Source organism: Bradyrhizobium sp. USDA3010 (assembly GCF_056429065.1).
In genome coordinates this window covers 25,183-51,700 of the sequence record NZ_JBWJZD010000042.1, presented here as the reverse complement: position 1 = coordinate 51,700, position 26,518 = coordinate 25,183, and the positions used below count along the sequence as shown (strand labels likewise).

Annotated in this window: 23 protein-coding genes and 1 pseudogene; 10 read left to right on the top strand and 14 right to left on the bottom strand. The window is 59.4% G+C overall.

Features of this window, described 5'->3' with window-relative positions; translation table 11 throughout:
* Positions 1-232: hypothetical protein (locus AC066Y_RS37395; RefSeq protein ID WP_478278225.1), on the bottom strand; the 232-nt coding region annotated here is incomplete at its 3' end.
* 1,644 nt (positions 233-1,876) lie between these two features.
* Complete coding sequence (locus tag AC066Y_RS37390; RefSeq protein WP_478278224.1) at positions 1,877-2,395, bottom strand: N-acetyltransferase family protein; 519 nt, start codon at positions 2,393-2,395, stop codon at positions 1,877-1,879.
* Positions 2,396-2,512: 117 nt separating this feature from the next.
* Here AC066Y_RS37390 and AC066Y_RS37385 point away from each other — a divergent pair, with 117 nt between their 5' ends.
* From AC066Y_RS37385 to fabI, 4 genes are read left to right on the top strand one after another with little or no spacing between them, the layout of a single operon-like run.
* Positions 2,513-4,723 carry a DUF3141 domain-containing protein gene (locus AC066Y_RS37385; protein WP_478278229.1) on the top strand — a complete coding sequence of 737 codons (2,211 nt, stop codon included), beginning with the start codon at positions 2,513-2,515 and terminating at the stop codon, positions 4,721-4,723.
* 26 nt (positions 4,724-4,749) lie between these two features.
* Positions 4,750-5,715 carry a phosphate acetyltransferase gene (locus tag AC066Y_RS37380; RefSeq protein ID WP_478278223.1) on the top strand — a complete coding sequence of 322 codons (966 nt, stop codon included), beginning with the start codon at positions 4,750-4,752 and terminating at the stop codon, positions 5,713-5,715.
* 5 nt (positions 5,716-5,720) lie between these two features.
* Positions 5,721-6,935, top strand: coding sequence for an acetate/propionate family kinase (locus AC066Y_RS37375; protein ID WP_478278222.1), 1,215 nt, complete (start codon positions 5,721-5,723; stop codon positions 6,933-6,935).
* On the top strand, positions 6,932-7,723 hold the full coding sequence (gene fabI / locus AC066Y_RS37370; RefSeq protein WP_478278221.1) for an enoyl-ACP reductase FabI: 792 nt from the start codon (positions 6,932-6,934) through the stop codon (positions 7,721-7,723). Before AC066Y_RS37375 ends, fabI begins: the two co-directional genes overlap by 4 nt.
* 16 nt (positions 7,724-7,739) lie before the next feature.
* Here fabI and AC066Y_RS37365 read toward each other — a convergent pair whose 3' ends face one another.
* The 5 genes from AC066Y_RS37365 to AC066Y_RS37345 all read right to left on the bottom strand — a co-directional run bounded on the left by AC066Y_RS37365 (position 7,740) and on the right by AC066Y_RS37345 (position 11,140).
* Positions 7,740-8,198: a MaoC family dehydratase gene (locus tag AC066Y_RS37365; protein ID WP_478278220.1), complete on the bottom strand. Its 459-nt coding sequence runs from the start codon at positions 8,196-8,198 to the stop codon at positions 7,740-7,742.
* 18 nt (positions 8,199-8,216) lie between these two features.
* Positions 8,217-8,867 carry a 3-oxoacid CoA-transferase subunit B gene (locus tag AC066Y_RS37360; RefSeq protein WP_478278219.1) on the bottom strand — a complete coding sequence of 217 codons (651 nt, stop codon included), beginning with the start codon at positions 8,865-8,867 and terminating at the stop codon, positions 8,217-8,219.
* 3 nt (positions 8,868-8,870) lie between these two features.
* Positions 8,871-9,518, bottom strand: a complete 648-nt coding sequence (locus AC066Y_RS37355) for a CoA transferase subunit A (RefSeq protein ID WP_478278218.1) — start codon at positions 9,516-9,518, stop codon at positions 8,871-8,873.
* A gap of 93 nt (positions 9,519-9,611) precedes the next feature.
* Positions 9,612-10,217, bottom strand: a complete 606-nt coding sequence (locus AC066Y_RS37350; protein ID WP_478278217.1) for a hypothetical protein — start codon at positions 10,215-10,217, stop codon at positions 9,612-9,614.
* Positions 10,214-11,140, bottom strand: a complete 927-nt coding sequence (locus AC066Y_RS37345) for an alpha/beta fold hydrolase (protein WP_478278228.1) — start codon at positions 11,138-11,140, stop codon at positions 10,214-10,216. The genes AC066Y_RS37350 and AC066Y_RS37345 overlap by 4 nt, the downstream gene beginning before the upstream one ends.
* Before the next feature lie 130 nt (positions 11,141-11,270).
* On the opposite strand from AC066Y_RS37345, the gene AC066Y_RS37340 reads away from it, so the two are divergent.
* The 4 genes from AC066Y_RS37340 (at position 11,271) to AC066Y_RS37325 (ending at position 16,949) form a co-directional block, all read left to right on the top strand.
* Positions 11,271-13,757, top strand: coding sequence for an alpha/beta hydrolase (locus AC066Y_RS37340; RefSeq protein ID WP_478278227.1), 2,487 nt, complete (start codon positions 11,271-11,273; stop codon positions 13,755-13,757).
* Positions 13,758-14,144: 387 nt separating this feature from the next.
* Positions 14,145-15,017, top strand: a complete 873-nt coding sequence (locus AC066Y_RS37335) for an alpha/beta fold hydrolase (protein WP_478278216.1) — start codon at positions 14,145-14,147, stop codon at positions 15,015-15,017.
* A 788-nt stretch (positions 15,018-15,805) separates the two neighbouring features.
* On the top strand, positions 15,806-16,039 hold the full coding sequence (locus tag AC066Y_RS37330) for a hypothetical protein (protein WP_478278215.1): 234 nt from the start codon (positions 15,806-15,808) through the stop codon (positions 16,037-16,039).
* Between the two features lie 733 nt (positions 16,040-16,772).
* The gene (locus AC066Y_RS37325) at positions 16,773-16,949 is read left to right on the top strand and encodes a hypothetical protein (protein ID WP_478278214.1); all 177 of its coding nucleotides are present in this window, start codon (positions 16,773-16,775) and stop codon (positions 16,947-16,949) included.
* Positions 16,950-16,964: 15 nt separating this feature from the next.
* On the opposite strand, the gene cax is transcribed toward AC066Y_RS37325, so the two are convergent.
* Complete coding sequence (cax, locus tag AC066Y_RS37320; RefSeq protein ID WP_478278213.1) at positions 16,965-18,068, bottom strand: calcium/proton exchanger; 1,104 nt, start codon at positions 18,066-18,068, stop codon at positions 16,965-16,967.
* A 386-nt stretch (positions 18,069-18,454) separates the two neighbouring features.
* On the opposite strand from cax, the gene AC066Y_RS37315 reads away from it, so the two are divergent.
* The gene (locus tag AC066Y_RS37315; RefSeq protein WP_478278212.1) at positions 18,455-18,829 is read left to right on the top strand and encodes a Spy/CpxP family protein refolding chaperone; all 375 of its coding nucleotides are present in this window, start codon (positions 18,455-18,457) and stop codon (positions 18,827-18,829) included.
* Positions 18,830-18,912: 83 nt separating this feature from the next.
* On the opposite strand, the gene AC066Y_RS37310 is transcribed toward AC066Y_RS37315, so the two are convergent.
* Positions 18,913-19,176 (bottom strand): hypothetical protein, encoded by a 264-nt coding sequence (locus tag AC066Y_RS37310; RefSeq protein WP_165128458.1) that lies wholly within the window; start codon positions 19,174-19,176, stop codon positions 18,913-18,915.
* Between the two features lie 31 nt (positions 19,177-19,207).
* Here AC066Y_RS37310 and AC066Y_RS37305 point away from each other — a divergent pair.
* A pseudogene (locus tag AC066Y_RS37305) lies at positions 19,208-19,669 on the top strand (universal stress protein).
* Positions 19,670-19,944: 275 nt separating this feature from the next.
* Here the strand turns inward: AC066Y_RS37305 and AC066Y_RS37300 are convergent.
* The 5 genes from AC066Y_RS37300 to AC066Y_RS37280 all read right to left on the bottom strand — a co-directional run bounded on the left by AC066Y_RS37300 (position 19,945) and on the right by AC066Y_RS37280 (position 26,237).
* Entirely contained in the window at positions 19,945-20,595 is a 651-nt protein-coding gene (locus AC066Y_RS37300; protein WP_478278211.1) for a COG3904 family protein, read from the bottom strand.
* Positions 20,596-21,533: 938 nt separating this feature from the next.
* Positions 21,534-23,522, bottom strand: coding sequence for an AI-2E family transporter (locus AC066Y_RS37295; RefSeq protein ID WP_478278210.1), 1,989 nt, complete (start codon positions 23,520-23,522; stop codon positions 21,534-21,536).
* 150 nt (positions 23,523-23,672) lie between these two features.
* Entirely contained in the window at positions 23,673-24,086 is a 414-nt protein-coding gene (locus AC066Y_RS37290; protein WP_478278209.1) for a DUF1236 domain-containing protein, read from the bottom strand.
* Positions 24,087-24,360: 274 nt separating this feature from the next.
* Positions 24,361-25,551 (bottom strand): HWE histidine kinase domain-containing protein, encoded by a 1,191-nt coding sequence (locus AC066Y_RS37285; protein ID WP_478278208.1) that lies wholly within the window; start codon positions 25,549-25,551, stop codon positions 24,361-24,363.
* A gap of 434 nt (positions 25,552-25,985) precedes the next feature.
* The gene (locus AC066Y_RS37280; protein WP_478278207.1) at positions 25,986-26,237 is read right to left on the bottom strand and encodes a hypothetical protein; all 252 of its coding nucleotides are present in this window, start codon (positions 26,235-26,237) and stop codon (positions 25,986-25,988) included.
* Between the last annotated feature and the right edge of the window lie 281 nt (positions 26,238-26,518).

Here is a 26,518-nt window from a genome sequence, read left to right as displayed (position 1 = left end):
AGTTCGGTTGCGGGCAAGCCGCCACCGCCCCGTCCCATAACTGGTTCTTGAGTTCAAGCAGCTTCTTTTCTTGCTGGTCCGAGAAATCTTCCGCCCGCTGGACCAGCAAGAAATCATGCGCCATTTGCGCCTCCTCATCATCGGCAGCAGTGCGGTCGTGCAACAGGCGAGGAAACGCGGCGCGCCAAGGGAGTTCGTGGCTCGAACAGATGCTGGCTCGCAAACCGCGCATGCGCGGATCGTCTTGACGCTCCTTGTGAAGCAGGGGAACTACAGGGCTCCGGTTGCCGCCAAGGCGTGATCTTGGCGGCCCAGAGGTCGCCAGAGATGCAGTCGGTCGAAGGAGAGTATGGCGCAACAGTCGGCGAGACGGGGCCGGAAGAACCAGATGTACTCATCGTGCCTCGAGCACGCCTTTATGATTTGGTTCCGGTCCGTGAACTCCCTAACGGGCCCGCAGCTTCATCGCTGCACCATCAGATGCCGGACAGATCGCAGCATCCGACTACGTGCCGATCTTCTTTAGAAATCGCTTGCATCTCGCGGGGCGTCCACAGATGAGTATACGCCCTAACGAATCAGTAAGCTCGCGACCAACGCGACCAAGACAGAACCGTCGCCAAGCTGGCCGCGCATCCCCGGGCGCTGGCTGATGAAGTCGAGCGGACCATAGGACAGCACCATCAACCGCAGCGGCCATCGGGTCAAAGGACATATCCCCACCTACATGCCATGTGTAGGAGAGGCTAGAATAGTTCTAGAGTTTGGCCAATACGAAAGGGCGTCTCAGTTGGCGGTCTTGTTCAATTTTGATGCTTTGGCCTCGCAAGTTTTGCTAAGCCGTCATTGACTGGTTTGGCTTTGGGTGAGGCATATGAGTAAGACGGACGCGACCTGTCCGCGCTGTGGAGCTGGTTTCCGGCGGTTGGAACTTTGGTGCGGACGAAGGTCCGAAGGAGAGTACCGCTGTCCTGTGTGCGATACGTCGCTTGAGGTTTTTGATGGGAGTAAGTCGGTTGCCTACCGGCTTACGATCCAACCATCGCGCCGAGCTATGGACCGCTGGCGAGGCCACCCTGGGGCCGGGAACCCGAGTTGACCCCGCCGCCCGCGCTAGCGGTCCAACCCGCAGGTTAAGCACGCGACAATCTCACCAAGGCTGCATTGCAGTTTCGGTGACATGACGGTTGTTGTCCACAATGCAACGCCGCCCAAGCGGAATATGAGTCGCTTGGCGGCGTTGGATCGACACCGGGCCCCTAAAAATCCCCCGGCAGGTTTTACATTGCCACAGGATATGTTGCGGGTTCGTGACACCCGAAGGCCGCCTCAATCGCGGCTCTCACCTGAGCCGATGCGGCAGGCAGTCCAAACCTTGGAGGCCGAACCGAGCAACCAAAATGCACCATAGCGCCACGTCACGCCGTTCGGTCGCTGGCCATTGCCCGAAGGCATGGCAATAGTCGCGAGCGCGGGGACATCGACTTTCGTCAATACTGGCGGCGCCGCCGGCGCTCGGGCGGATACTGCCAATACTTCGCTGATGCGCGCCCGGCCCCCCAATTGTCCCCGCCCGCCGCGCCGGCCACCAGCGGAAACGCTAGATCCGCGGTTTCTTAGGACCGGTTTGCCAAGTGCCGTTTTTGCAGAGCCAATCAGCCAAGTTGACGTTTGCGCAGTCCCAAATTTCGATGCTGGGTAGAACATCATTCCTTTCAGCTGCGTCGCTCGCTTCGGCGCGACGGACGTTCGGGATGCTGCTTTTGGCTCGTTCGTCTGTATGTGCTTTCCTCATAGTGACCTTCCGTCGAGGAAACTAGGCAGGGAGCGTCCGGTGATCGGTGGCGTGCATGAGCCTGGGCCGGGAGCCACGGCCCTAGAGGGGCAGCACCAGGCTAATGATCCGCGGATCCCCTCCGCTCCGCTTGTGAAAGCCGAATTTGCTGAAAATCTTTCGCATCGCCGCGTTCTCCGGCAGGACTTCGGCGACGATTTGCTTGAGGCCGGCCGTGCGCGCCAGGATGATGAGGTGGTGCATGAGCAAGGTGGCGACGCCCTGTCCCTGGTAGACGTCGATCACCGCGAAGGCGATCTCGGCTACTCCCGAGGCCGAGACGATGTAGCGACCGCTGCCGATGATCACCTCACGTCCGTTCTCGTCGGCAAGCGCGACCAAGGCGACGTGTTTGGCAAAATCGATGTTCATGAAGAACGTAATTTCCCTTTCCGAGAAACTGCGCTTGGGAATGAAGAAGCGGCGTTGAAGTGATTGATTGCCGGTGCGGCTGATTGCAGCCAGCATGTCGTCTTTGTCGTCAGGCCGTAACGAGCGGATATTGACCCTTCGGCCATCGCGCAGACATTCGTTCGCTGCGTAATTTTCAGGCACCGGCATGACCCGTCCTCCCGGCGCCAGAAAAGGGCGCAGGGCCGTGCTCGTGGCTTGACCTAGATCAACATTCCGGGCGCGCAAAACACTTTCAATTGGATTGCTGGCGGAAGGACCGAAATGATGTCGCTGGACAATCCGCAACTCGCGGGCGGGCCCATGTCGGGGGTCATCGCCAAGGCCGTGGAATACATGGTGGATGCCGGACAGCGCAGCGTGCTGCTTCTGGACATCCTGCGCCGGCGCGGTGATCAGTATCGTGAGCACGTCGCCCAGACGGCACCGCACGTGTTGAGCTATGCAGCCGAGTTGATACTGGACGGCCGCAAGCTGGAACAGCCTGTCAATTATGCGCTGGTGCGCATTATCCCGCCCAAGGGCGTAGAAATCGATCTCAAGCGCCGACCGTTTGTTATCGTCGACCCGCGCGCGGGTCATGGACCGGGGATCGGCGGCTTCAAGGCCGACAGCGAGATCGGTGTCGCCATGAAGGCGGGGCATTCCTGTTACTTCATCGGCTTCCTACCCGAACCCATGCCGGGCCAAACGATCGAGCGCATTGCGCGCGCCGAAGCCATCTTCATCGAGAAAGTCATTGAGCGGCATCCCGAAGCTGATGGTAAGCCGTGCGTGATCGGCAACTGCCAAGCCGGCTGGGCGATCATGATCCTTGCCTCGCTACGGCCGGAGCTGTTCGGTCCGGTGATCGTGGCGGGAGCGCCGCTCGCTTATTGGGCTGGCGTCCATGGCAAATATCCGATGCGCTATTCCGGCGGACTGCTCGGCGGAAGCTGGTTGACCGCACTTTTCAGTGACCTCGGCGCAGGCAAGTTCGACGGTGCCTGGCTGGTGCAGAACTTCGAGAACCAGAATCCCTCGAACACGTTGTGGTCCAAGCAGTACAACGTCTTCTCCAAGGTCGACACCGAGGCCGATCGGTATCTCGAATTCGAGCGCTGGTGGGGCGGGCACGTCAACCTCAATGCCGAGGAGATCCAGTTCATCGTCGATGAGCTCTTCATCGGCAACAATCTAGCTGCCGGCCGTGTCAAAATGTCCAACGGAGCCGCGGTCGATCTGCGCAATATTCGTTCGCCGATCGTGGTATTCTGCTCAAAAGGGGACAACATCACGCCTCCACAACAGGCGCTGCACTGGATACTGGACCTTTACGCGGATGTCGACGAGATCAGGGCGCACGGGCAGACCATCGTCTACACCGTGCATGAGACGGTCGGTCATCTCGGCATTTTCGTTTCGGGCGGTGTCGCCAAGAAAGAGCATGCGGAATTCTCGAGCAACATCGATTTGATCGACGTGCTACCGCCCGGCCTTTACGAGGCGACGTTCGAGGCGAGGGGATCCGATACGCTCAATGATGAGTTAGCGGTTGGGCAATGGGTGATGCGCTGCGAGGCCCGCACGCTCGACGACATTCGCGCGATGGGCGGAAATTCGCCCGAAGATGAGCGGCGGTTCGAGACTGCCAAGCGAGTCTCGGAAATGAATCTCGCCGCTTATCAGAAATTCGTCCAGCCATGGGTCAAATCGATGGTGACGCCACAGATGGCGGAGATGATGCGCAATTGGCATCCGCTCCGCCTGCAATACGAGGCGTTTAGCAGCGAGAACCCATGGATGAAAATGGTCGAGAACGCTGCGGAGAAGGCGCGCGACACGCGCAAGCCTGTCGCCGAGGACAATCCCTTCCTGGCGTTCCAGGAGCTGCTATCCAAGCAGATCGTTAGTTCGCTCGATCAGTGGCGCGACTCGCAGGAGGCGCTGAGCGAGGCGATGTTCCTTGCCATTTATGGCTCGCCGGCGCTGCAAGCCGCCGTCGGGGTTGATCCGCAGTCGGCACCCTCACAACGCCGCGAGATGGATCCAAAGCGCCGCGAGCTCTTGCAAGCCCGCACAGCGGAGCTGACATCCAGGATCGGCTCTGGCGGTATGCGAGAAGCGGGCATTCGGGCCTTGCTCTATGTCGGATCGGCCCGGGGCATGGTGGACGAGCGCAGTCTTGAAGCGCTGCGGCGGCTTCGCCAGGCCGATGAGGCCGCGCGCATGACGCTCGCGGAGTTCAAGATGCTGGTCCGTGAGCAGTTCTTCATGTTGCTGCTCGATCGGGAGGGCGCGCTCGCGGCCATTCCGAAACTGCTGCCGGACAATTTCGACGAGCGTCGCAGGGCCTTTGCCGCCATTCAGGACGTGTTGTCGGCAAGCGCGGAGATATCAGGCGAAGTGGCCAAGCGTTTGAAGCAAGTCGCCGGACTGTTCGGGCTTGACGGTCAGGACAATACGGTCCCTTTCGATCCAAAAGCCCGCGCATCATAACAACGCAGAGCGGAGCGAAGGGTATCATGGCAACCGGAGCGAACGAGACCCAGCCGGGCTCGAAATACGATCGCCTCATAGTCGCCGCGAAGGGCGTCCCGTCGGTCTCCACGATCGTCGTGCATCCCTGTGACGAGAGCTCACTACGAGGGGCAATCGAGTCCGCTGAAGCCGGGATCATCAAGGTGGTTCTTGTCGGTCCGGCCGCGCGGATCCGGGATGCCGCAGCGAAGCACAATCTCGACATCGCGAGTTATGAGATCGTCGATACGCCGCCAACAGAGGCCGCTGCCGCGGCCAAGGCTGTCGAGCTGATTCATGAAGGCAGAGGCGAAGTCCTGATGAAAGGCAGCCTCCACACCGATGAGCTGATGCGCAGCGTGACAGCAAAGGTCGGTGGGCTGCGCACCGACCGGCGCATCAGCCATGTGTTCGTCATGGATGTGCCTGCCTATACCGAAACGGTGTTCGTCACCGATGCCGCCATCAACATATTTCCCGATCTCGACGACAAGCGCGATATCATCCAGAATGCCGTCGATCTCTATAATCAGGCCGGCTTCGGCACGACACCGCGGGTGGCAATCCTGTCGGCAGTCGAGACGGTGACGTCGAAGATCCCGTCGACCATCGAGGCGGCTGCGCTCTGCAAGATGGCGGACCGCAGGCAGATTACCGGCGCGCTGCTCGATGGTCCACTCGCTTTCGACAATGCGATCGACATGGAGGCGGCGCGGATCAAGGGCATCAGGTCTGAAGTTGCTGGCCGGGCCCAGATTTTGGTCGTGCCCGACCTCGAGTCCGGCAACATGCTGGCGAAGAATCTGGCTTATTTCGCCAAAGCGGATGGTGCCGGCATCGTGCTCGGCGCGCGCGTACCGATCGTGCTCACATCGCGCGCCGACTCTGCGCGGTCAAGGATGGCATCCGCCGCCGTGGCTTGCCTCTACGCGGCTGCACGACGTCGCAGTGCTCCCATCGCAGCAGCGTGACCGCCATGGATACGATCCTCGTCGTCAATGCCGGCTCCTCCAGCGTGAAATTTCAGGTCTTCGAGGTGGAAGGCGAGGGTCGCCTGTGGCGGCAACTGAAGGGCCAGATCGATGGCATCGGCAGCCGGCCGCGGATGCGTGCCAGCGGCTCTAGCGGCGAGCCGCTGGTCGACCGCGCTTATCCGATCGAGGCGATTGCCGATGTTCCTGCCGCCATGTCCGTCGCGGGCTCCTGGTTGAGAGATGAGCTCAGCATCAACCCCGTCGCCGTCGGCCATCGGGTTGTTCACGGTGGTCCGGACTACGCGCGTCCGGTGCTGATCGATCCCGTGGTCGTGTCGCGGCTGGAACGCTATGCGCCGCTGGCGCCGCTGCACCAGCCGCACAATCTGGCGCCCATTAAATCCCTGCTGACCAATTTTCCGGGCTTGCCGCAGGTGGCCTGCTTCGATACGGCGTTCCACCGCGATCATGACCCGCTGGCGGACCATTATGCCATTCCGCACCAACTGTACGCCGAAGGCATCAGGCGCTACGGCTTCCATGGCTTGTCCTACGAATATGTGGCCAAGCGGCTGCCGCAAATGGCGCCAGAGGTCGCGGTCGGGCGTGTAATCGTGGCCCATCTCGGCAGCGGTGCCTCGATGTGTGCGATGCGGGCAGGTCGGAGCGTCGAGAGCACGATGGGATTCACGGCTCTCGATGGTCTTGCGATGGGAACGCGACCCGGCCAGATCGATCCCGGTGTCGTCCTGTACCTGCTCACCGAGAAGGGGATGTCCGCGCCCAAGGTACAAGACTTCCTGTACCGCGATTGCGGCTTGAAAGGTCTGTCCGGCGTCAGCAACGATATGCGTGAGCTCGAGAATAGCGCCGACCCGCGGGCTGTCTTTGCGATCGACTATTTCGTCTATCGCATCGGTCTCAACGCCGGCATGCTGGCAGCCGCGCTGGAGGGGCTCGACGGCTTCGTCTTCACCGCGGGGATCGGCGAAAACTCGGTTTCGATCCGTGCCCGTATCTCGGAAAGGCTGGCATGGCTCGGGATCGAACTCGATCCCGTTGAGAACGCACGGCATGCGACCAAAATATCTCGATCAGACAGCCGAGTTCCCGTCTACGTCGTGCCAACCGATGAGGAACTTATGATCGCGCAGCATACGTTGACGCTGCTCGTGAGCCAGCCATTGCCAAACTCAAAACGCGAGAGAGTGTCATGAGTATCCCGGTTTATCCTGAGACCAAGATCGCGCTGAAGGGCAAGAAGGGCTTGATCGTTGGTATAGCCAACGACCAATCGATTGCCTGGGGCTGTGCCAAGGCGTTTCGCGCGCTCGGTGCCGACCTCGCTGTCACTTATCTGAACGAGAAGGCCAAAAAGCACGTTGAGCCGTTGGCCAAAGCGCTGGAATCGCCGATCTTCATGCCGCTTGACGTGATGATCGAGGGCGAGACCGAGAAGGTATTCGAGCGGGTCGAGAAGGAGTGGGGTCAGCTCGACTTCCTGCTTCACTCGATCGCGTTCTCACCGAAGGAAGCGTTGCACGGCCGTGTGGTCGACGTCGATCGGGTGGGCTTCCAGAAGACCATGGACGTGTCCTGCTGGTCGTTCATGCGCATGGCCCATCTTGCGGAACCGCTGATGAAGAACGGCGGCACGATATTCACCATGACCTACTACGGCAGCCAAATGGTGGTAAAGAACTACAATGTCATGGGCGTCGCGAAGGCGGCGCTTGAGGCGGCGGTGCGCTACATTGCGGCCGAGCTCGGGCCGAAAGGCATTCGGGTCCATGCCATTTCGCCTGGGCCACTCGCCACGCGCGCGGCATCCGGGATTCCTGAGTTCGATGAACTGATGGACAAGGCGCAGTCGCAGGCGCCGACGCGCAGTCTCGTCAGCATCGATGACGTTGGCAAGGCCACGGCGTTTCTCGCGCTCGACGGCGCCAAGCTGATCACGGGAAGCGTGCTTTACATCGACGGCGGTTACCACATCATCGATTAGAGCGCGGAAAGTCCGGCTACCTGTAATGCAGGCCGATGACGTCGGCGACGCAAGCGGGGCGCGTGCCACCCTCCATCTCGATCGCCACGCGGTAGTGGACCCTCAGCCCGTTCGGCGGCACGTCGACCGCTTCGGCAATGCTGACGCGACCGCGCAGCTTTGATCCAGCAGGGACCGGCGCCAGATACCGGATCCGGTCCGCTCCATAATTGATTGTGTTTTTCAGCCCTTTCAAGCCCATCACCGAGCGGATGAACATCGGTGTCAGGCTGAGCGACAGAAGGCCATGCGCGATGGTCATGCCTCCAGGCATTTCGGCCTTCGCGCGCTCCTGGTCGACATGGATCCATTGCTCGTCGCAGGTGGCAGCCGCGAATTTGCTAATGCGCTCCTGCGTTATCTCGAGCCAGTCACTGACGCCGATTTCGGTGCCTACCGCTGCCTTGAGTTCGTCAAACCCGTTAAATATCCGCATGGCGTCGGCTCGCTCTCTTCAGAGGATCATTTCCGGAACTGCATCGGGAATTGTGAGCTCGGCCTCCGTCACCGCCAGGACCTCGGCGATCGTCAGGCCCGGCGCCGTTTCCAGAAGGGTCGCCTTGCCACCCGGGAAGGCGATCACCGCAAGATCGGTCACCACGAGATCCACGGGGCGCGCGGATGTCAGAGGCAAGTTGCATCTGGCGACGATCTTCGACTTTCCCTTTGCCGCATGTTGCATGGCGACGATGACGCGCTTCGCGCCGCTGACGAGGTCCATGGCGCCGCCCATGCCTGGCACCATTTTACCCGGGATCATCCAGTTGGCGAGGTGGCCGGCGGCGTCGACCTGCAGGCCGCCCAGCACCGTTATGTCGACGTGACCGCCGCGGATCAGGCCGAACGACATCGCACTGTCGAAAATGGCCGCTCCCGGCAATGCGCTGATCGGCTTGCCGCCGGCATCGGTTAGCAGCGGATGGGTCATGCCCTGTTCGGGAATTGGACCAGTGCCAATCAAGCCGTTCTCGGACTGGAAGAATACCTTGAGCCCGGCGGGAACGTAGTTTGCAACCAGGGTCGGAATTCCGATGCCGAGATTGACGAGGTTGCCGGGCCGTAGTTCCTTCGCTACACGACGCGCGATGATGGTTTGTGCATCCATGGGTCACCCGTTCGCGACGAGATAATCGACCAATGGTCCCGGCGTGATGACGTGATCGGGAGCAATGACGCCGACCGGAACGATATGTTCGGCGGTCACGATCACGGTATCGGCCGCCATCGCCATGACTGGATTGAAGTTTCGGGCGGTGAGAGCGTAGGACAGGTTGCCGGCGTAGTCGGCCAGGAAGGCGTGTACGAGCGCGAAATCGGCGCGCAGCGCGGTCTCCAGCAGATACGGCTTGCCGTCGACTTCGATCTTCTGTTTGCCTTCCTCGACCAGCGTGCCGACGCCGGTAGGCGTCAGGACGCCGCCAAGACCACAGCCGCCCGCGCGGATGCGTTCAACGAAAGTGCCCTGCGGAATCAGGTCGACCGTGATCTGCTTCCCCAGCATCTGCTGCTGCGCCTTCGGATTCAGTCCGATATGGGTGCCGATCATGCTCGACACCTGCGAGCCTTCGAACAGTTTACCGACACCCTTGCCGGGCGTTGCCGCATCGTTACTGATCAGCACCAAGCCCGATTTGTTCTGTCGGACCAGTTCGTCAAGCAGGCGCTCCGGCGTGCCCACGCCCATGAAGCCGCCGACCATGACGCGCGCGTTGTTCGGGATCATCGCAACAGCTTCTTCGGCGGATACGGCCTTCATGTTCGAGCTCCCGCAATCGATCCGAGGGGGACGATTCAGGGAACACTGTCGCTTGGCGTGATGGCATCGTTGATCTGGGTCAAGGTCAGGGCGTCATTCGTCGTCTGTGCGATGCCCAATCCCGATACTATTCAGTACTTCCGCCCATAATTTGCGCACCTGTCGATGCCGGTCGTTGACGGCTGCACTGACGGCGTCACGGACCGGTTTGAGCTCGTCACCTTTCAGAAAATGGATCTGTGCCTGGATTAGGCGGCTGCTTTCAAATTCGATGCGCCGCAAAGCCACGACGAAGGGATCATCCGCGGACGCCTCGAGGGGGAGGATGGCGGCCGGCCGGATCGCAGCATGCGCGGCATGGCTGAGCGCCGCAATGTCGATGGCTGTGGCAAGTCGCTGATCGGCAACACCGGAAGCCGGGTTGGGCAGCCACGCCGTTTCCCAGGTCAGCGCGTGGTAGGGAATCATGATGTCCGGCACCCACGAGGTCGCGCGCATGAGCAGCGAAACGATCTCTGTCTCGCGATAAAGCTGTGCGTTCAATTCAGTTTGCCAGCCGGCCTTGAACTGGCCGGGCAGCGTGAGAGCCAGCTGTCGTGCCAGCGCGCCATGCACCGAGACCAGGAATGATGCGACCCGAGTTTGCTGCAGCGGCGGCACGCGACCGAGGGAATCGAGCGGGCCGAAGAACTGATTCATGGGGCAGCTCTTTGCACGGGAATTGCGCGCAGGTGATCGAAGCCGGCCGGAAAAGGCAACATCTCGCCACCGGCGTCGTCGGGCGCGATCCATACCGCTTGCTTGCCCTGCCAGCGCTTCGCCAGCACGTCTTCAGCGAAACGTGCGAGCAGGTCGGCGGTCAGGACAGCCTTCTCGAGTGTAAAGGCGTGATAAGCATTTGGAATGATGACCAGTGAGCTGTCGGGTATGTGAGTGCGCAGTGTTTCGTGCAGGGAACGCGGAGTTAGGAAGTCAAATTCGCCGTTGAGGATCATCGTCGGCGTCTTGATCGACGCCAGTTGCGGCGTCAGCGGCTGGAAGTCGAGGAAGGACTCCATCAGATTTTGCAGCGCATAGACGTCGTTGACCAACCAGCCCTGCCGTTTCACCGCATCGAGATTGCAAAGTAGCGGCTTGAGCCATGAATCGGAGAGGTTCATCGGCAGTAACAAATCCTGCAAATAGCTGGTGCCGCCCAGGATCAAGGCGGTGCGTAGTGCATTACCGAGCAGAAGGAGTTGCGGCGACAGTTCTGCGAAGGCGCTCATAGGCACCAGGCCCGACAGCCGATCTCCGTGCAAGATCGCATAGCGCAGCGCGATCAGCGCGCCAAAACTGATGCCGCCGAGGAATACTGGACCTTGACCGAGTTCAGCAATTAGCAGCCGCAGCGCCTCAACCTGATCATCCTGGCTGATGAACAGCTCCGGTTTGGCCGAGGCGCCCTGGCCGAGCAGATCGAAGGTCGCGACACGAAATCCCTTACCGACCAGCGCATCCCGATAAGCTGCCCAGAGCTCCGAATATTGGGTAAGCCCGTTAACGAGCACGTAGGCCGGCGCGTCGGTGGGGCCGTCCAGCTCATAACGGATGCGGTGCGACCCATACGATAGGAACGGCATTCGCTTCACTTGGTCGATGCTTTCGGGCATCACGTTGGAGCGCGCACCCAGCCGTTCCCTTGACTTAGGTCAACGTCGGCCGCGCGTGGCCGACGGAATCTCCCCCAAAACCCGGTCAGGGAGAATTTCCATGAGGCGTCTCTTCATTGGCCTGTTGCTGCTCGCCTTTAGCGCATCGGTTGCGACCGCCCAGCCGTTCACGCGCCGTTCGTCGCAAGTCCAGCATGACAGCCTGAAACAATACTACGAGATCGCCGACTTCAAGCTCGGCGGCAAGTATGACCTGGCTAATCCTTCCAAATGGGAAAATGGCGGTGAGGGGGGCGTCACCCTAGAATCGCTCGGTGGAGGAAAACTGCGCACTGCCTATATTGCGGTTGGTACGCCGCGGCGCAACGCCGCCGGCGAGATCACCAACGCTGTGGTTATTAACTCCTATTACTCCGGCGACTCCACTGACATGTATGAGCAGTGGGTCAAAGGCGCCGCGCTCTCGGGTAGTGTCCCGATCATCGGACCGGGCCGCCCGATCGACACTGACCGCTATTACGTCGTGATGGTTGATCCGCTGGGGACCTGGGGCGCAAGCAAGCCCTCGGATGGCCTCGGGATCAAGTTCCCCCAGTACACCTATTTCGACATGGTGCAGGCGAACTACCGAATGCTTCGTGATCATCTGAAGATTGCGCGGGTCGCGCTCGCTGCGGGCGTTTCGATGGGAGGCACGCAGACCTATGTCTGGGGCGTCATGCATCCGGAATATGTCAGTGCGCTCATGCCGATCGGCGGTACGACACAATCGGACGCCGGTGATCCCGTCGGCAATTGGACGTTCCAATTGATGACGGCTGCAATCGAGGCCGATCCGGTCTGGCAGCAGACCGACGGCGACTACTACAAGCTGCCCAAGGAGAAGCACCCGCTGATGGGCATGGCGTTCGGCTGGTCGGTGCTCGGCCTGACCGGCTACGATCTGTCGTACCGGTCCACGCAGGCGTTTACCGCAGTGCAGCCGGAAATCTTCTATTGGGATCCGCCAAACGAGAAGGCCGGGCTCAACGTCATCAATCGCTCCAAGCTGTATGACGCCGTTGACCTTGTTTGGCGCAACCGCGTTGGCGAGCTTCACAACATCAACAGTGACCTCGGCCGCATACAGTCACGCACGCTGGTCATGCACATCAAGAACGACCTGTGGCTCAACTTCAAGCTTGCCGAGAGAGCGGTCGAAAACATTCCGGGTGCCGACCTGATTGCCGAAGAGAGCCCTGTTGCGCATTACGGCGTATTCTCGATCATCAATGGCCACAAGAACGATCCGAAGTTTGTGGCATTCATGGACGACGTTGCCAGCCTCGATAGAGCGCAGCAGTTTGTCGACAAGAATTTCCGTACGCCGGGCGTGGCGTCCGACATCGATCCGAAGAAATCGTTCTGGAAGGACTACGTCACCTATCCCTATCCGGTGAAGTACGCCAACGCCAAGGACGCCAAGGGCACGGCTTGGCAGATCGGCTACATGGATGAATACTATGGCACCGAGAATGATCCGAAGGTCCTCGTCATCATTCATGGCAAGGGGACGTTCGCCGGCCACTATGGCAATATCATGCAGTATGCGCTGCGCAGCGGGCTGCGTGTGATCGCCCCCGACTTGCCACACTATGGCATGTCAGGTCCCGGCAATCTCGACAAGAGCCCGGCGCGCACCATGCAGGACATGCGTGAGGTGGTCTATGACCTTGTCGTCAACCAGCTCAAGGTCAAGCAAGCGACCTATCTTGGCCATTCGCTGGGTGGCCAGTTGATCCTGGGCTACGCGCTGACATATCCCGACGCTGTGAAGAGCCTGATCCTCGAGGCGCCGGCTGGTTTGGAGGAATATCCGCGCGAAGTAACGATTGCGCCGGGCAAGACTGCAAAGCTGTTCGACGCCTCGCTCGAACGCAACTTCGAGAAATGGAAGGATGTCTGGGGACCGACCCAGATCCTGGCAAACGAAATCGCCCGTCCGGAGCAGAATATCCGCGACTTCTTCTATTTCAAGAAGCGCGATCCCGTCACCGGAGTGATCGGGCGTAGCAAGAGCGGCTACTTTATGAACGACAGCGAGTATGCGCGGTTGCATACCGAGCAGCGTGTCGGCCTCACCAAAGGCAATCCGAGAGAGCTCGAGCAATGGGCCACTGTGTATATTCTCGACATCTACGGCATGGTGTCGGAGCTGCAGCAGGATGATCCAAAGAATCTCTATCGGAGGCTGACAGATATCAAGGTCCCGATCTTCCTGGCCTTCGGTGACAAGGAGCCCTTCATTCCCGGCAATCCCTTTAACGGGTTGAAGGACCTCGGGCGCGACATCATCACGCCGTTCATGACGCGGATGACGCGCGCGAACAACCGCCCGATCCTGAAGATCTATCCGGATACTGGGCATTTCATCCATACCGACAATCCAGTGGAATTTCCGGCCGACGTGACCGATTTCGCGTTGACCGAAAATCTCGATACAAGTTCGCCTGTCGAGACCGACCGCCTTATCAATGGCGTGGTTTCGGCGATGGCCGTTGCGCCGACGCCGGATGGACCAAATCCGACAGCCGGTTTGAACAAGTAGTTTCGAAGGTGAGTTGCGCATCGAGGGATAAAGCCTGCAGCAAACGGATGGGGCGCCGTTATCCGTTCCCTGGCTTCGCTTGTAGCGTTGGCTCGGTATCAGCTGGAAGCACCTGCCTATGTCAGACGACCCTACAGATGCCATAGCAACTGCCATTCGGTCGGCGTTCGCGTTCTATCCAAAAGAAGGCGATCCAGATTGGCGGGGTCCCGATTGGATACTACCTGAGGAATGCGCGCACCTAACCAAAACAATCATGCGTGAGTTGGAAGCGAGGGGCTTCCAAATCGTGAGATCGCCCCTGGGCAGCGCGTCGTAGAACACGCCGAGGCGGCAATGAGAAGTACGGGTTGTCTGCTGGGTTTCATATTGAATCGGTAGCCTGCAATGCCCAAAGTTCGCGCCGGAGAGGTCAGCCTTGGCTGGCGGGAGTGGGGCCAGGGCGCCACCACCGTCGTCTTTATCCACGGCAATCTTGCCAGCAAGGATTGGATCGAGCTCGCCGCCTCCTTGTTCCCGAGCGGCCTCAGGGTCATCGGAGTCGACTGGCGCGGTTGTGGCGACAGCGATCGCCCACCTGCGACGGCCGACTACGCCAATTACTCGATGCAGCAACACGCACTCGATATGCTAGCAGCGCTTGATGCACTACAGATCCCGTTCTGTCATCTCGCGACGCATTCCACCGGTGGCATCATAGCAGCGCGCATGCTGTTGATGCAGCCGGAGCGGTTTGGCCGGGTATTTGCGCTCGATCCCGTGACGCCACTTGGGATCGCGTTCAATGCGGAGCAGATTGGGCTATTCCGTGCGATGATGGCGAGCCGGGAGGTGACGCGCGCGGTGATGGCAACGGCGGCATCTTCCTTGTTCCTTCCGGACAGCATGGTGCCAAATGCTGTGCCGAGATTCCGCGAGGGGCTGGGCGCGATCCAGGCCCTGTTCGAGCGCATCCTGGATCAGACGTTCGGCGTCTCTGAAGGAATATGGATCGGCACTCCGGTCAATCTCACGCGGGAACGGGAGAGCCGCGAGCTCGAGCGGCGGATGCCCGAAATCCGACATCCACATCTCGTTGTCTGGGGGGAGGGAGACGGCTGGATTGCGCCGGCCGACCTGCGGAGCATGGCGGCGGCGATGCCGAGCTGCCGGTTAGTCGTCGTGCCGGGCGTCGGCCACTCGATGAATCTGGAAATGCCGCCGCTCTACGCCGGCTATTTTGGCGCCTGGTTTGGCGGCCTAAGCGGCCGGGGACGGTGACGCATATGCGCGCGCTTGCGGGTCCAGGGGCGCCAACATGAAATTGCATTCGCTTTGATCTACGTCAAACGTCTGCATCCGCAACTTCGCAGTTTGATCGTTCGCTAATTCGTTCGTTGAGGAGGACCTCCCATGCTTCGCTGTGTCTTCATCGCGCTGGGAATACTGGTTCTGACCGCAGTGTGCTTGGTTCCCGATGACGCCTATGCCCGTCGTGGAGGAGGCGGCGGCTTCCGCGGCGGAGGGGGTGGATTCCACGGCGGCGGTATGCGTGGCGGAGGCATGCATGTCGGCGGCGGAAGGTACCATGGCGGCGGGTATCGAACTGCGGGCCGTGCGCGGCCTTCGCATCCGATAGCGGGCCGCCCGATTGCTGGACGCCCGGGCCGTCCGATCGCGGGCCGTCCAGGCTATCCGGGCCGACCGATCGCAGGTCGCCCCGGCCGTCCAATCGCAGGCTATCCCGGATATGGCGGCGGATATTATCGCCCTGGCTGGGGCTACGGGGCCGCAGCCGTCGGCGCCGCGGCCGCTGCCGGGGGGTATTATGGCAGCTACGGCTATTACGGAAACCAAGGCTGCTATTACGATCAGTACGGCCAAATGGTCTGCCCGCAGTCCCAGTATCAATACTGATCCGGCTGAGCGGTGGTGGATAGTTCAGCCGTTGCTCCGCAAGGTTTCGCGGCCGCGCTTCAGCACGAACGGTTTGATGGGTCGCGCACGCAAAATGTCGCTACGATCGCCGTCGTGGCGACCTCCCTTGTTTGCTTTAATGGAGACGAGCGATGGAGTACGGCGCGTTCACCGACGCGAGCCTGAAGATGATGTACGAGGCTGTTCGCGGCGCGCTCGAAGCCGACGATGAGTTCGAGGCTAATGGCGAAGATCCAAAATTCCGGGTAAGGTCGACGGCCGAATGGAAGCTGCATGCGAGCAAACTTGAGACCGAGATACTAAGGCGAGGGCTCCAAGTCCATATCATCGACTGGACCAACGGTCAGGGCGAGCTTTCGCGCTAAGATCTCCGCGGGGCAGGGCTGCTGCTGTGCTGCACCAGCCCGGAAACTGCGCGGGCTGCGAATGAGTGGCGTCGGTTGGTCGACGGTATGGCTGCTCGGACTGCTAGTTCGATGTCCCGCCATTGCACAGGACATTCCAAACGTATTTCGAAAAGCTTGATCCCGGTCAACGGTTCCGGCGTCCATGGCTTTCAAACCTGTCTCGTTGGGAACGTCGGATTGGAGAAAAAGTCGTGAGGATAAACACAAAGCAAATCGCATTTGCTACGTCCATCTTGGGGTGTGCCATGCTGTTATCCTTCGACTGGTCGGCACAAAGCGGCGTGTCGATATCTGTCGAGAGCGCACAAGCCCGAGTTGGCCGTCCCCTGACGCCCGTGAGCGTTGCGGGTGTTGCCCGCCGCCAGACACGAAGGGCGGTTTACGGCACCGCGACGGTTGGAGCAGCAGCGGCCGGCGCTTACGGATATTACCACTATCCCTCCAACGGTCAGGGCTTTGTATGTCAACCTGGCACATATTTCCGTGGGGAGGATGGCCGCCAGCACCTCTGTCAGTAAGCAGGGGTATCGAAGCGAGCTGGACTGAAATCGTTGCCGATCACTCGAGGGCAGAGGAGAAGCCTAACGCGGCACTCAGATCGTTGTCCCATTGCCGCATTAAAGGGGATCTCGTTTCACCTCCGGTAAGCTATCCCACATTCAACGACGATTAAATCGCTTCGGAGGACCCAATGGCCGACACCCCAAAGCTCTCGGTCGAGAAAGCGCTCGAAAAGTTACGCAATAGCGATAAGCCAAAGTCGAAGGACGAACGCCACGACGAGAAAATGAGTGCGCTCGACGAAGAAATCAAGCGCATGAGAGCGCAAAGGCTGCGCCTGGATCGGCCCAAACACAAGCGCGACTAGGCGATCCGTTTTTGCTCAAATCGGACCGTGCGATCCAGGCGGCACTAGATATAGCGTCATGGCGAAAATCGCATAGATGAGCACGAGCAGGGCGCCAATAAACCATGCCGACCGTCCGCTGTTGGTGATGAAACAGGACGTAACGGAGGCAATCATGACCATCGTCACGGCGCCCGGCCAGAACTGCAAGTCCATTGGCCTCGGACCGATGACGTAGCTCAGCAGGACCAGTGCCGGAGCAACAAACAGAGCGATTTGAGAAGCACTTCCGAGCGCGATGCTGACGCTCATATCAAGCCGGTTCTTGCGCGCCGCGGAAAATGCGACCGCCATTTCTGCCGCAGCGCCGACCAGCGCGACGATGATGAAGCCGACGAACGCCGGGCTTAATCCAAGCGTCTCACCCGCTTTCTGTACCGAACTCACGAATATTTCACTTACCAGGGCAACCAGCACCGTGACCGCGATGAGTGTGCTCAACGCGAGTCCGATTGGCCAGCCTGCGCCGCCAGTCTCGCCATGCTCCTCGCTTGCGAACAGCTCCCTGTGCGTCTTGAGCGAGAACAGTAAGCCTAGCCCATAGGCACACATCAACAGCACAGCGAGGCCCGAACTGAGATTCTGCGCCAACGCATCGCCTCGTGCCGGATTTAGATCAGCGACCGCTGCTGGTGCAAGCAGTGCAATCGTTGCCATCAGCAGCAGCGCTGCGTACATCCTCCCGCTGGCCCGATTATACTCCTGAACGTGATGGCGTAGCCCACCGAGCAGAAAGGATGCGCCGAGCATGAAGAGTGAGTTGGTGACAATGGCACCGGCGATTGATGCCTTGACCAGCATGTATTCTCCGGCATGAAGCGCTGCGATCGCGATGATCAGCTCGGTCAGATTTCCCAAGGTTGCATTGAGCAAGCCCCCGATTGCATCGCCCGTTTTTTCCGCGACGCTCTCCGTCGCATGGCTGAGAAGGGCAGCCAATGGCACGATGGCCAGCACAGCGAGCACAAATAGAGCTGTGTGCGCGGAAGGAGCTGCAGTTTCTACCACCAGCACGATCGGTACGAAGATCAACATCCAAAGCAGCGGATTATGTCGAATTTCCTTGAGCAGCAGGTGCATTGTATCGCCCGGTCGAAACGAGTTCGAGCAGTTCTGAACTCCAGGGGCGGCCTCATCTTGATTTAGCTCAATCCGACGCCACCGTTGCGGTCACAGCCCGAGCCGGGCCGGCCTGTTCGCAGTCGCACGGCATTTCTTGAACAGTCAGAAGCGCGTCCATATTTCGCCCACCGCTCTTTGACTTAGATCAATCCGCGGCTGGTCGAGTCATGTGGTTCTTCTCGGGACGTCTACGACGAGAGCCTCAGGAGTTTGCAATGACAAGACAATCAGCTGTCATAGCGATTGCACTTTTGTTGACAACTTCGTCTCTCGCCTGCGCGGCGGAGACATCTTCGACAGTCGGAGTAGCGCAACCCACCACCGACCTGAAAGCCTTGACGGAGATGCGTGTCGGCATCGTCAAGGCCGCCCTGCAACTGACGCCCGACCAGGAGAAATACTGGCCGGCCATCGAGGATGCGATCCGCGGGCGAGCGAAGAACCGGCAGGCCCGATTGGAGCGGATAGCCGAATTGCACGAGAATGGACCGATGGGCGTCCTCGGTGACGGCAGTCCGATCGAACTTATGCAGCGGCGGGCGGATCGGCTGATTCAACGCGGGACTGATCTCAAGAAGCTCGCCGATGCCTGGGAGCCGCTCTACAAGACGTTGAGCGGCGATCAGAAGAGGAGAATGGCCTTCGTATCGTTCGCCGTCATGCGCGGCATGCGAGACGCAATCGAGCATCACGACGAACCGGTGGACGAGGACGAGTAGAGACAGGCCGAGGGGCCGGCCCGCATGATCGGCTTTGCCGCCGGAGTTCGGCGAAAGTGGATGATTTCGCCCGTCGGGAACTGTTATTTCGGAAGGCATTCCACATTGTAGGCAATGATGATCTGCGCCGGGTCGGCCTTGCCGACGCTCTTCAGGTCCTCCAGGCCGCTTCTGAGCTTGGCTCCCGCCTCCTTCAGGCTGCCTTCAAGTGTGGCCTTGGCCGCCTTGCATCGCTCCTCGCTTGTGAACTCCTGGAACACGACGGTTGGGAGCAGCCTCCATTCCGCCTTGTCGATCGTAGCGGCTGGGCTGACCGAATAGGAGAACACGTACATCAGCACCCACATCAGCCGACTCCTGTTCGATAAGAGGATCGCGATGGCCTGCGCATTTTCGCAGGGAAGGAAGCGGCTAGCCGTCGCCAACGTGATGTGGTGGCGGGAGTCCCGGGTCCGCCATGATCTAGATCAAGGGTGCAAGCAAGCGTCCACGCTTCCTATCGACCGAAGTTTTCTTGCTTTAGATCAATTGCAGAGATCCGGAATAGGAGGACGGTACCGCGAGTTGCTCGCAAGATATACCGAGATACGCAAGGGGGAGGCCACGAGCGCGCTGGATCGCGCGGCACATGCGGCCAAGGAGGCCGGTGTTTCCTGTGAGACAAGTCAGGTCGAGAATGGGCAACCCCATCAAGCCATCATCGCAGCAGCCGCCGATAAGGGCTGCGACCTCATTGTTATGGCATCGCACTGACGCAGCGGGCTCTCCATGCTTCTCATCGGCAGTGTGACAAACAAGGTGTTGACGCAAGCGAAAACCCCCGTGCTGGTTTGTCCGTAAATGTGCACAGGTCGCTTGAGGAAAAAAACGGGTACGGCGCGGTGGCGCGCCATGAACCGCGCCGGCTAAGTTTGAAAGCCTCTTGGTGCGGAGCGAAGACGAGTTTTCGCGGTATGCGTGCATATCCTCGCGCTTTGCTCTTAATGATGTGCAGCGTCGGTTTACCGACGTGCGCTTAGCGGACGACTCTCCCGTTGGATCGTCAGCGCGCAGCCCGTCAAGGCGTCCCGGGTGTGGCACCAGACCGGTCGATAGGAAGGCGCGCACGCTTGTCGCTACCTGTTCGGTCCCTCGGAGGTCTCGACGCGCCCTAAGAGAGTGCCGCCATTTGCGGACGCCTCTACGCTCTCCCGATTGATGCAGTTATGAGCACCAACGCCGGCTTTGAAGGGATCGCGGAAGATTATCTTCAGAGCGGAAAAGTCCGTCTGATCGAGAAACGTGATTTTTCCGGGGGGCGTCGTCACCATCTTTCCGATGGTCGAACTGGGAATGCCGAATTTCGCGAACAGCCGCGCGAACCAAATCGTGTCCCGGATAGTACCAGAATCCTCATTCCCGTAATCGTTGCCAACTGCGTGAACGCCGATCTTTGCCTCCTTGGAAGCATACCGTCTCCTGCCAACAAGGAAGATGAACGCGCAAGCGGAATCGCATTCCTTCGATACGAACGTCGAAAGCTGCTTTTGGCGTGTCAGAGCCGCAATGCGGAAGCCCTCGTAAAGCGAACCTCCTGGGGAATTGAGATCCAGTCCGGCGATCCGTCGTTGATGGCCAAAATAGGAACGGAACTTCACGTAGTCGCCGGCCTCGATATCTCCACGTACTTTCAGCACATCACCACCGGTGCAGCTCGTAATGCGCGAAATCTCCATGCCTCCGCACGGAACCGCGGTCAGCGAAATGATCAGTACGATTCCGGCCATTCGCATTTTGATCTGCGCTCACTTTTCTACATCAGTTACGTGCGGTGGTATCATCAATGACATTGATACGGATTTTGCTGGGGGCATACATGCCGCCGTGCCGTAGTTCCGGTAGCATCCGCCGTAATGCGCGCATGCCGCGCCTGCGCCATAGCCCGAGCCAAGACGGTAGCCATGATAACCTGCGATCGGACGGCCGCGATCGGATGTGATGGGTGCACGCGTCCCGCGAAGCGATGACCGCCGCCATGATATCTTCTGCACCGCCGATACGTGCGCATGCATGCCGCCGCGATGGAGGGCACCTCCGCCGCGGCGGCAGGCATAGGCATCATCGGGGATCACGCAAACCGTGAGGAGGGACCATTGCGGCCAAAGCGGCGAGAATACAACGAAGCATAGTGCGTACCTTCCTGTGGACGATCTTCCGAAGGGAGCAGGCTGCGGCGCTTTCCAGCGGGAAGGTTGATGCAGATCAATGGAAGCCAACCACCGGTCTCGAGCGCGAGCCCGCAAGTGCGCTCCCCGATCCCACTTCGCTCTCAGCAGCCTTCCACGTCGGAACATCGGAAGCGGGCACTCTTTCGAGCTCGAAAGCGCGGTTACAGTCGTCTTAACGAATGGTTACGGCTCCCGGATAGCTTCTCGACACATGGTTTACCTGACGCTTACTTCGCCATCATACGATCGCCAAGTCATCAGAGACCGATGGCACTCCCCGCTGACTGAATGGATTGAGCATATCAATGGGGAGGTGAACTGCACAAGGTCGGCTTTGGGTCAATCGCGTCGGCTTGACGCCCGCTCACTACTTCTGGTCCACACCTCAGTCAGCCGACATCGCGAGGCTGACTGAGGTCGTCGGTTTCGGGCCATCAACTGAAGCTCATCCCTAGGTCATCGCGGTCGGTTTCCGCTGGGAACGTCAAGCGATTATCTCAAGCGGCGGCGGTAGTGGATTTCTCCTGCGTGGAGGCCGCGGTGTTCTGATCCAGTACCCCGGTTGCCTCGATGCAAAGCTTGACAGTCTCACCTAGGCTCGCGGCTACGAGATCGGCTTTGGCGCTGTCGCGCAACGCTTCCAGCGCGTCTGGATCGATGTCCTTGACCCAACAGCCCAGGATTATAAGGGCCTTCGGGAGCTTCCGCCTTAGGCGCCGAACCGAATAGCGCATATGTGCCGGTCCGCTCGAATCGAGATAGACCAGGCAGGCGATCACCACACCTGTGCCATCAAGTCGGATGACGTTGGCACTGGAGAGGGCATCAGCGCCTTCAACCCGTGCTGTGAGACCGTGTGCAGTCGAAAGCTGAGCGAGCATTATCGCAGCCGCTTCATCGATAAGACTGCGTCCAGCCAAGCAAAGAACGGGGTACTGACCGAGCCAATTGGACGGCAGGTTTTCCTTACTAATAATGGGTAGGTTTTCGTGGGCCGCATTTTCCGCGACGCTTTCTACTGCAGACGAGGCTTCTGCATCGGTGGTTACATTAACCTTCGCCGGCGTTCTGTCATCTTGATCGGCAACGTCGCTGGCAAACTCCGCGACGGCATCACGAATCTTCGTGAGACGCTCCGGGTCGAGCGCTCCGCGCGCGGCATCAGTTTGCGCCAGCTGCAAACCCCTCAAGGCCACCTCGTCATAGTATGAGGCCAAAGAACGTTCTTTTAGGAATTGTTCGGCTTTTTCGGCAGCCTCTGCCGGGTCGCCGGCCAGCATGCGCTGATAGAAGATTTCAGGCGGCGAAAGGGCCGGACGGTCCCCGAACATGACGTCAAGAAACTCCAAGCGTTCTACATGGCGCCCAAGCACGACAAGACATACCGTCAAAGGCGTGGCGAGAACGAGCCCAATCGGTCCCCAAAGTGCGGTCCAGAACGTGGCCGCCGCAACCACCGCTACCGGGGAAAGCCCTGTACTATGGCCATAGACCATTGGCTCGATGACGTGGCCCACGACCGGCTCGACAGTAAAAAAGAGCGCGAGCGTCCATAGCAGCATCGACCAGCCGGGATCTACGGCTACTGCCAGAGCAAGCGGGAACGCGGCCGCGATGACGGCGCCGATATAAGGCACGAAACGAAGGACTGCCGCCAAAATGCCCCATAGGATCGCGCTTGGTGTGCCTATGAGCCATAAGCCCAACCCAATCACCATGCCAAATGCGCTGTTTAGAATGAGCTGGGTCAGGAACAGCCGGCTAAGGCGTGTCGCTGCGTCGTCCAGCGCCGCTGTGGTTCGTTGCAGGTCGTAGGAGCCAGCCAGCCGAATGAGCCGATTACGGAGATCCTCGCGTTGAAGAAGTATGAAGATCACGAAGATGATGATGATGCCGGTTGTTGCGAGAGGATGAATAAGCGGAGAGATCAAAGTCCGCAGGTTCTCCAGCGCACCGGGATCGGGCTGGCGTACTTCCACCGGAACGGGGGCTTGCGGGGCACTGGGATTGACTATTGAGGAGCTCAGTCCCCGCGAAGCCGCGGGCTCTTTCGGCCTATCGATCTCCTTACTGAGATCTTTCAACATGTCGGAGGCGCGTTCAAGCGTGCCTCTCCCGGCTTTTGTATCTCGAAAAGACTGGATCTTTTCGCTGATCGTCGACTGATAACGTGGGAGATCTCCAGCGAGCTGCGTCAATTGCGTAGCGAGAAGACTCCCCATCGTAAAAATGAGCGCGAAGGCGAGCAGAGCTACGCTTACGACTGCCAATCCGCGCGGCACATGGATTCGCTGCAATATTAGAACTACCGGTGCCAAGACAAAGCTGAGGAGAATTGCCAATGCGATCGGGACGAAGATTTCGCGCCCGAAATAGAGCATCGCAACGATGATGACAGCCAGGATCGCAGCGGCCACCGTGCCGAGCAGGGACACAAGCTCTTCAGTCGTACGTGCTTTGAACGGCTGCCTGATCACAGGCATCATTTGCTGGCCCAGCTTCGGTTGTCACGAAATAGTTTAACGAATGGGCGTTCAAGCGCGGCATTCGCATGGCCTAGGTACATGAGCAGTGTGCCGGCGGCCCGCATTTGTCGATCAACGAAAAAGGCCGTCTCGAAAGACGGCCTTTGGTTGTTATTCGACAATCTCGACGATCCGGCGTGTTCGCGGTTCGACCAACACGGTGCGACCATTCACCACCGTATAGCGATACTCACGGGCGCCATACTCGGCCGGTACATCATAGTAGCTAACGCCCTCTTCTGGAAGAACCGCCCCAACTCTTACATCTTCGCGATACTGGTACGAGGGACGTCTCTGTTCGATAACGTAAGAATGAAAGCGGGGACGCTGATCAACACCAAGAACTCCCGCTACGCCGCCAACGACGCCGCCGACTACGCCTCCGACGACTGCACCGACCGGGCCCGCCGCTCGCTCACCATCCCGCGCGCCCCGCTCGGCGCCTCCAGGGACACCCTGCGCCTGGGTCGCAATGGGAAATAGGACCGCAACAGCAACAGCGGCGGCAGCAAAACGGCAAATCATGACAGCTCCTAAGGTGAGGGTTCGTGAGTAATGAGTAATTAAATACCGAGACGTCGTTAGGTTCCTGAACGTTGCGACGTGGCGCTCAGGTGCGCGCATTAGAGTCTATTACGGCGGGCGAACACGAGCCTGATGTTCTCAATGAACAATCAGCCAGCGTCGTTCACGTCGATTGCTACTAAGTCGCCTCTGACTTCCGGCCTACCCTCGTCCCTGGACAAATCGCTGCACTGCGCCAACTGACGCGCGGGCCCAGAAGAGGAAATGACAATATTCACGGGAGCGCCGCGACCGAGCTAATTGGCACATCCAACGAGTAGACGAATCCACTCGGTTCATAGGCGAGTTGCACCTGGCCGTTCAATTGTTGGCCGAGAGATCCCATCATTCTCGTGCCGAAGCTTCGTCGGGCTGGAGGCTCGACCGTCGGACCGTCTCTTTCTGTCCAAACAAGGCGGATTCTCTGCTTCAGCTCGTCGATCGTCCATACGATTTCCACGCGGCCTGTGGGGCCGGACAGAGCTCCAAATTTGGTAGTGTTGGTGCACAACTCGTTAAACGTCATCGCAAGTGCGATGACTGCTACGGAGGTAATCCTGATATCCGGTCCGTTGAAATGGAAGCGTCGGTCTCCATGACTATCATAAGGCTCTGTCGCACTGCTTAGCGTGTGAGTAAGGCTCGCATTTGCCCAACTGACCTGCATCAGTAGGTCGTGAGCCCGCCCCAATGCGATCAACCTGCCTTCCATTGCCTTCTGTCCGTGCTCGATACTGGGCGCTCCACGGAAGCTCTGGGACGCGATCGCGCTGACCATGGCGAGAGTATTCTTCACGCGATGATGAAGTTCCCCGAGGATCAGCTTTTGCAATTTGTCAGCGGCGTCGCGCTGCTCGGCTTCGATCCCAGCCTGAATCAGCAGGGCCTGCGCATCTATTTCGGCTTGTTCGAGCAGGATGCGAAGGCTGTCGTTCTCCGCCGAGAGGACGGTCTCCTGCGCGGATCGGAACGAGGGATTAACCGTTTCCATGGCGTGTCGCGCCTGATCCGCCGGCAAATCGGTTGCGTTCGGAACGATCCTTAGCGCACCCGCGCCCACCATCGCCTGCAACTCGGTAATCATTTGCTCGACGCTAAGCGGTTTGCCGAAGAAGCGGCTGTTCTCTGGCCTTTCCGTGTCAGATGGCTTCATTTGACCAGAAACCAGTATGATCTTGATCGAGGGCCAGCGTTCGTGCACGGCGTGGGCGAGTCTCAGGCCGTCAATGCTGCCGGGCATCTGGATGTCGGTGAATAGCAGCGAGATGTCCGATCGGGACTCAAGAATCGATATTGCCTCATCGGCGTTGACGGCCTCAATGGGACAAAACCCGGCATCCTCCACGATGTCGACTGCGCGCATGCGCAGGATCATCTCATCTTCCACGACGAGTACATTTGGCACCGGAGTCAGATCTGTCGACATTTATAGCGTCACTCTCTTACAGGGAGCCAAAAGAGTTGCTCGAACTTGTCTGCGAACACCGAATGGCACTTGCTTAGCGGCTTCCGAGCGGCACCGCATCAGCCATTGCTTCGCCTTTCGAGCAAGGATAGCGAGCTAAAATTCACAGCGCCCGACAGCGGGTCACATCGATACCCTGACGGACGCCATGGCTCGACCGAATTAGGCGGGGCACGGGTGAGAGAGGCTCATCGCGCAATCGTCTCATGAGCATCATCAAATGCGGCGGCATCCCAGCGAGCGTCGGTTTCATACTGATGGCAAGCCGTTCACTGATTTCCTTGCAGATCGCCTCGTTGTGGAACCGACTGATCTCGACGTCGCCCTGTCGTGCGCAATAAGTCATGAAGTAATCCAATACGTCAGTGAAGGAAACGGATGAGACGGGACCGGCACTATCGGCGGGCGGTCACAAGACGGGCTTCCAAAATTTTCCCTCCAGAGCCCGCGTTTCGCAAACAGGATGCGGCGAAATCCGGCCAGACCTGTGTAGAGCAATTCGAGGCAGCAACTCGCACGTCAAGCCGGTCGCCCTTGGCCAGCGCCACGACCTCATTCGTTTGCACTTTGGGGGCAAAACCTGGCAAAGCTATCACCGACGCTCCGAGGAGCGAGACTACGGCAAGGGCTGACAGTAATTTGACCATTTTGGGCTGCTGACTGTTTCATCTTCGATGCCCCCGCTTCTGGGGACCGACAACACAACAACTAGAACAAGTATAAGTTCCGGGATGACAACCTATTCTTGTCTAGTCCTATTTTGGCCTCTCTTGTTGACGACTTCCGCCGCATCCTATGCAGGCTACAAGTCGGGGCTGAGTTAGCGAGCCGGGGGGCCGAGGGCCTGTCGTTCACCAAGCGTCTTACCCGGGGCGGCCCTCGACCGTCCCCTGGCCGAAGGCTTGGCCGACGAGCGCAGGAGTTTTGC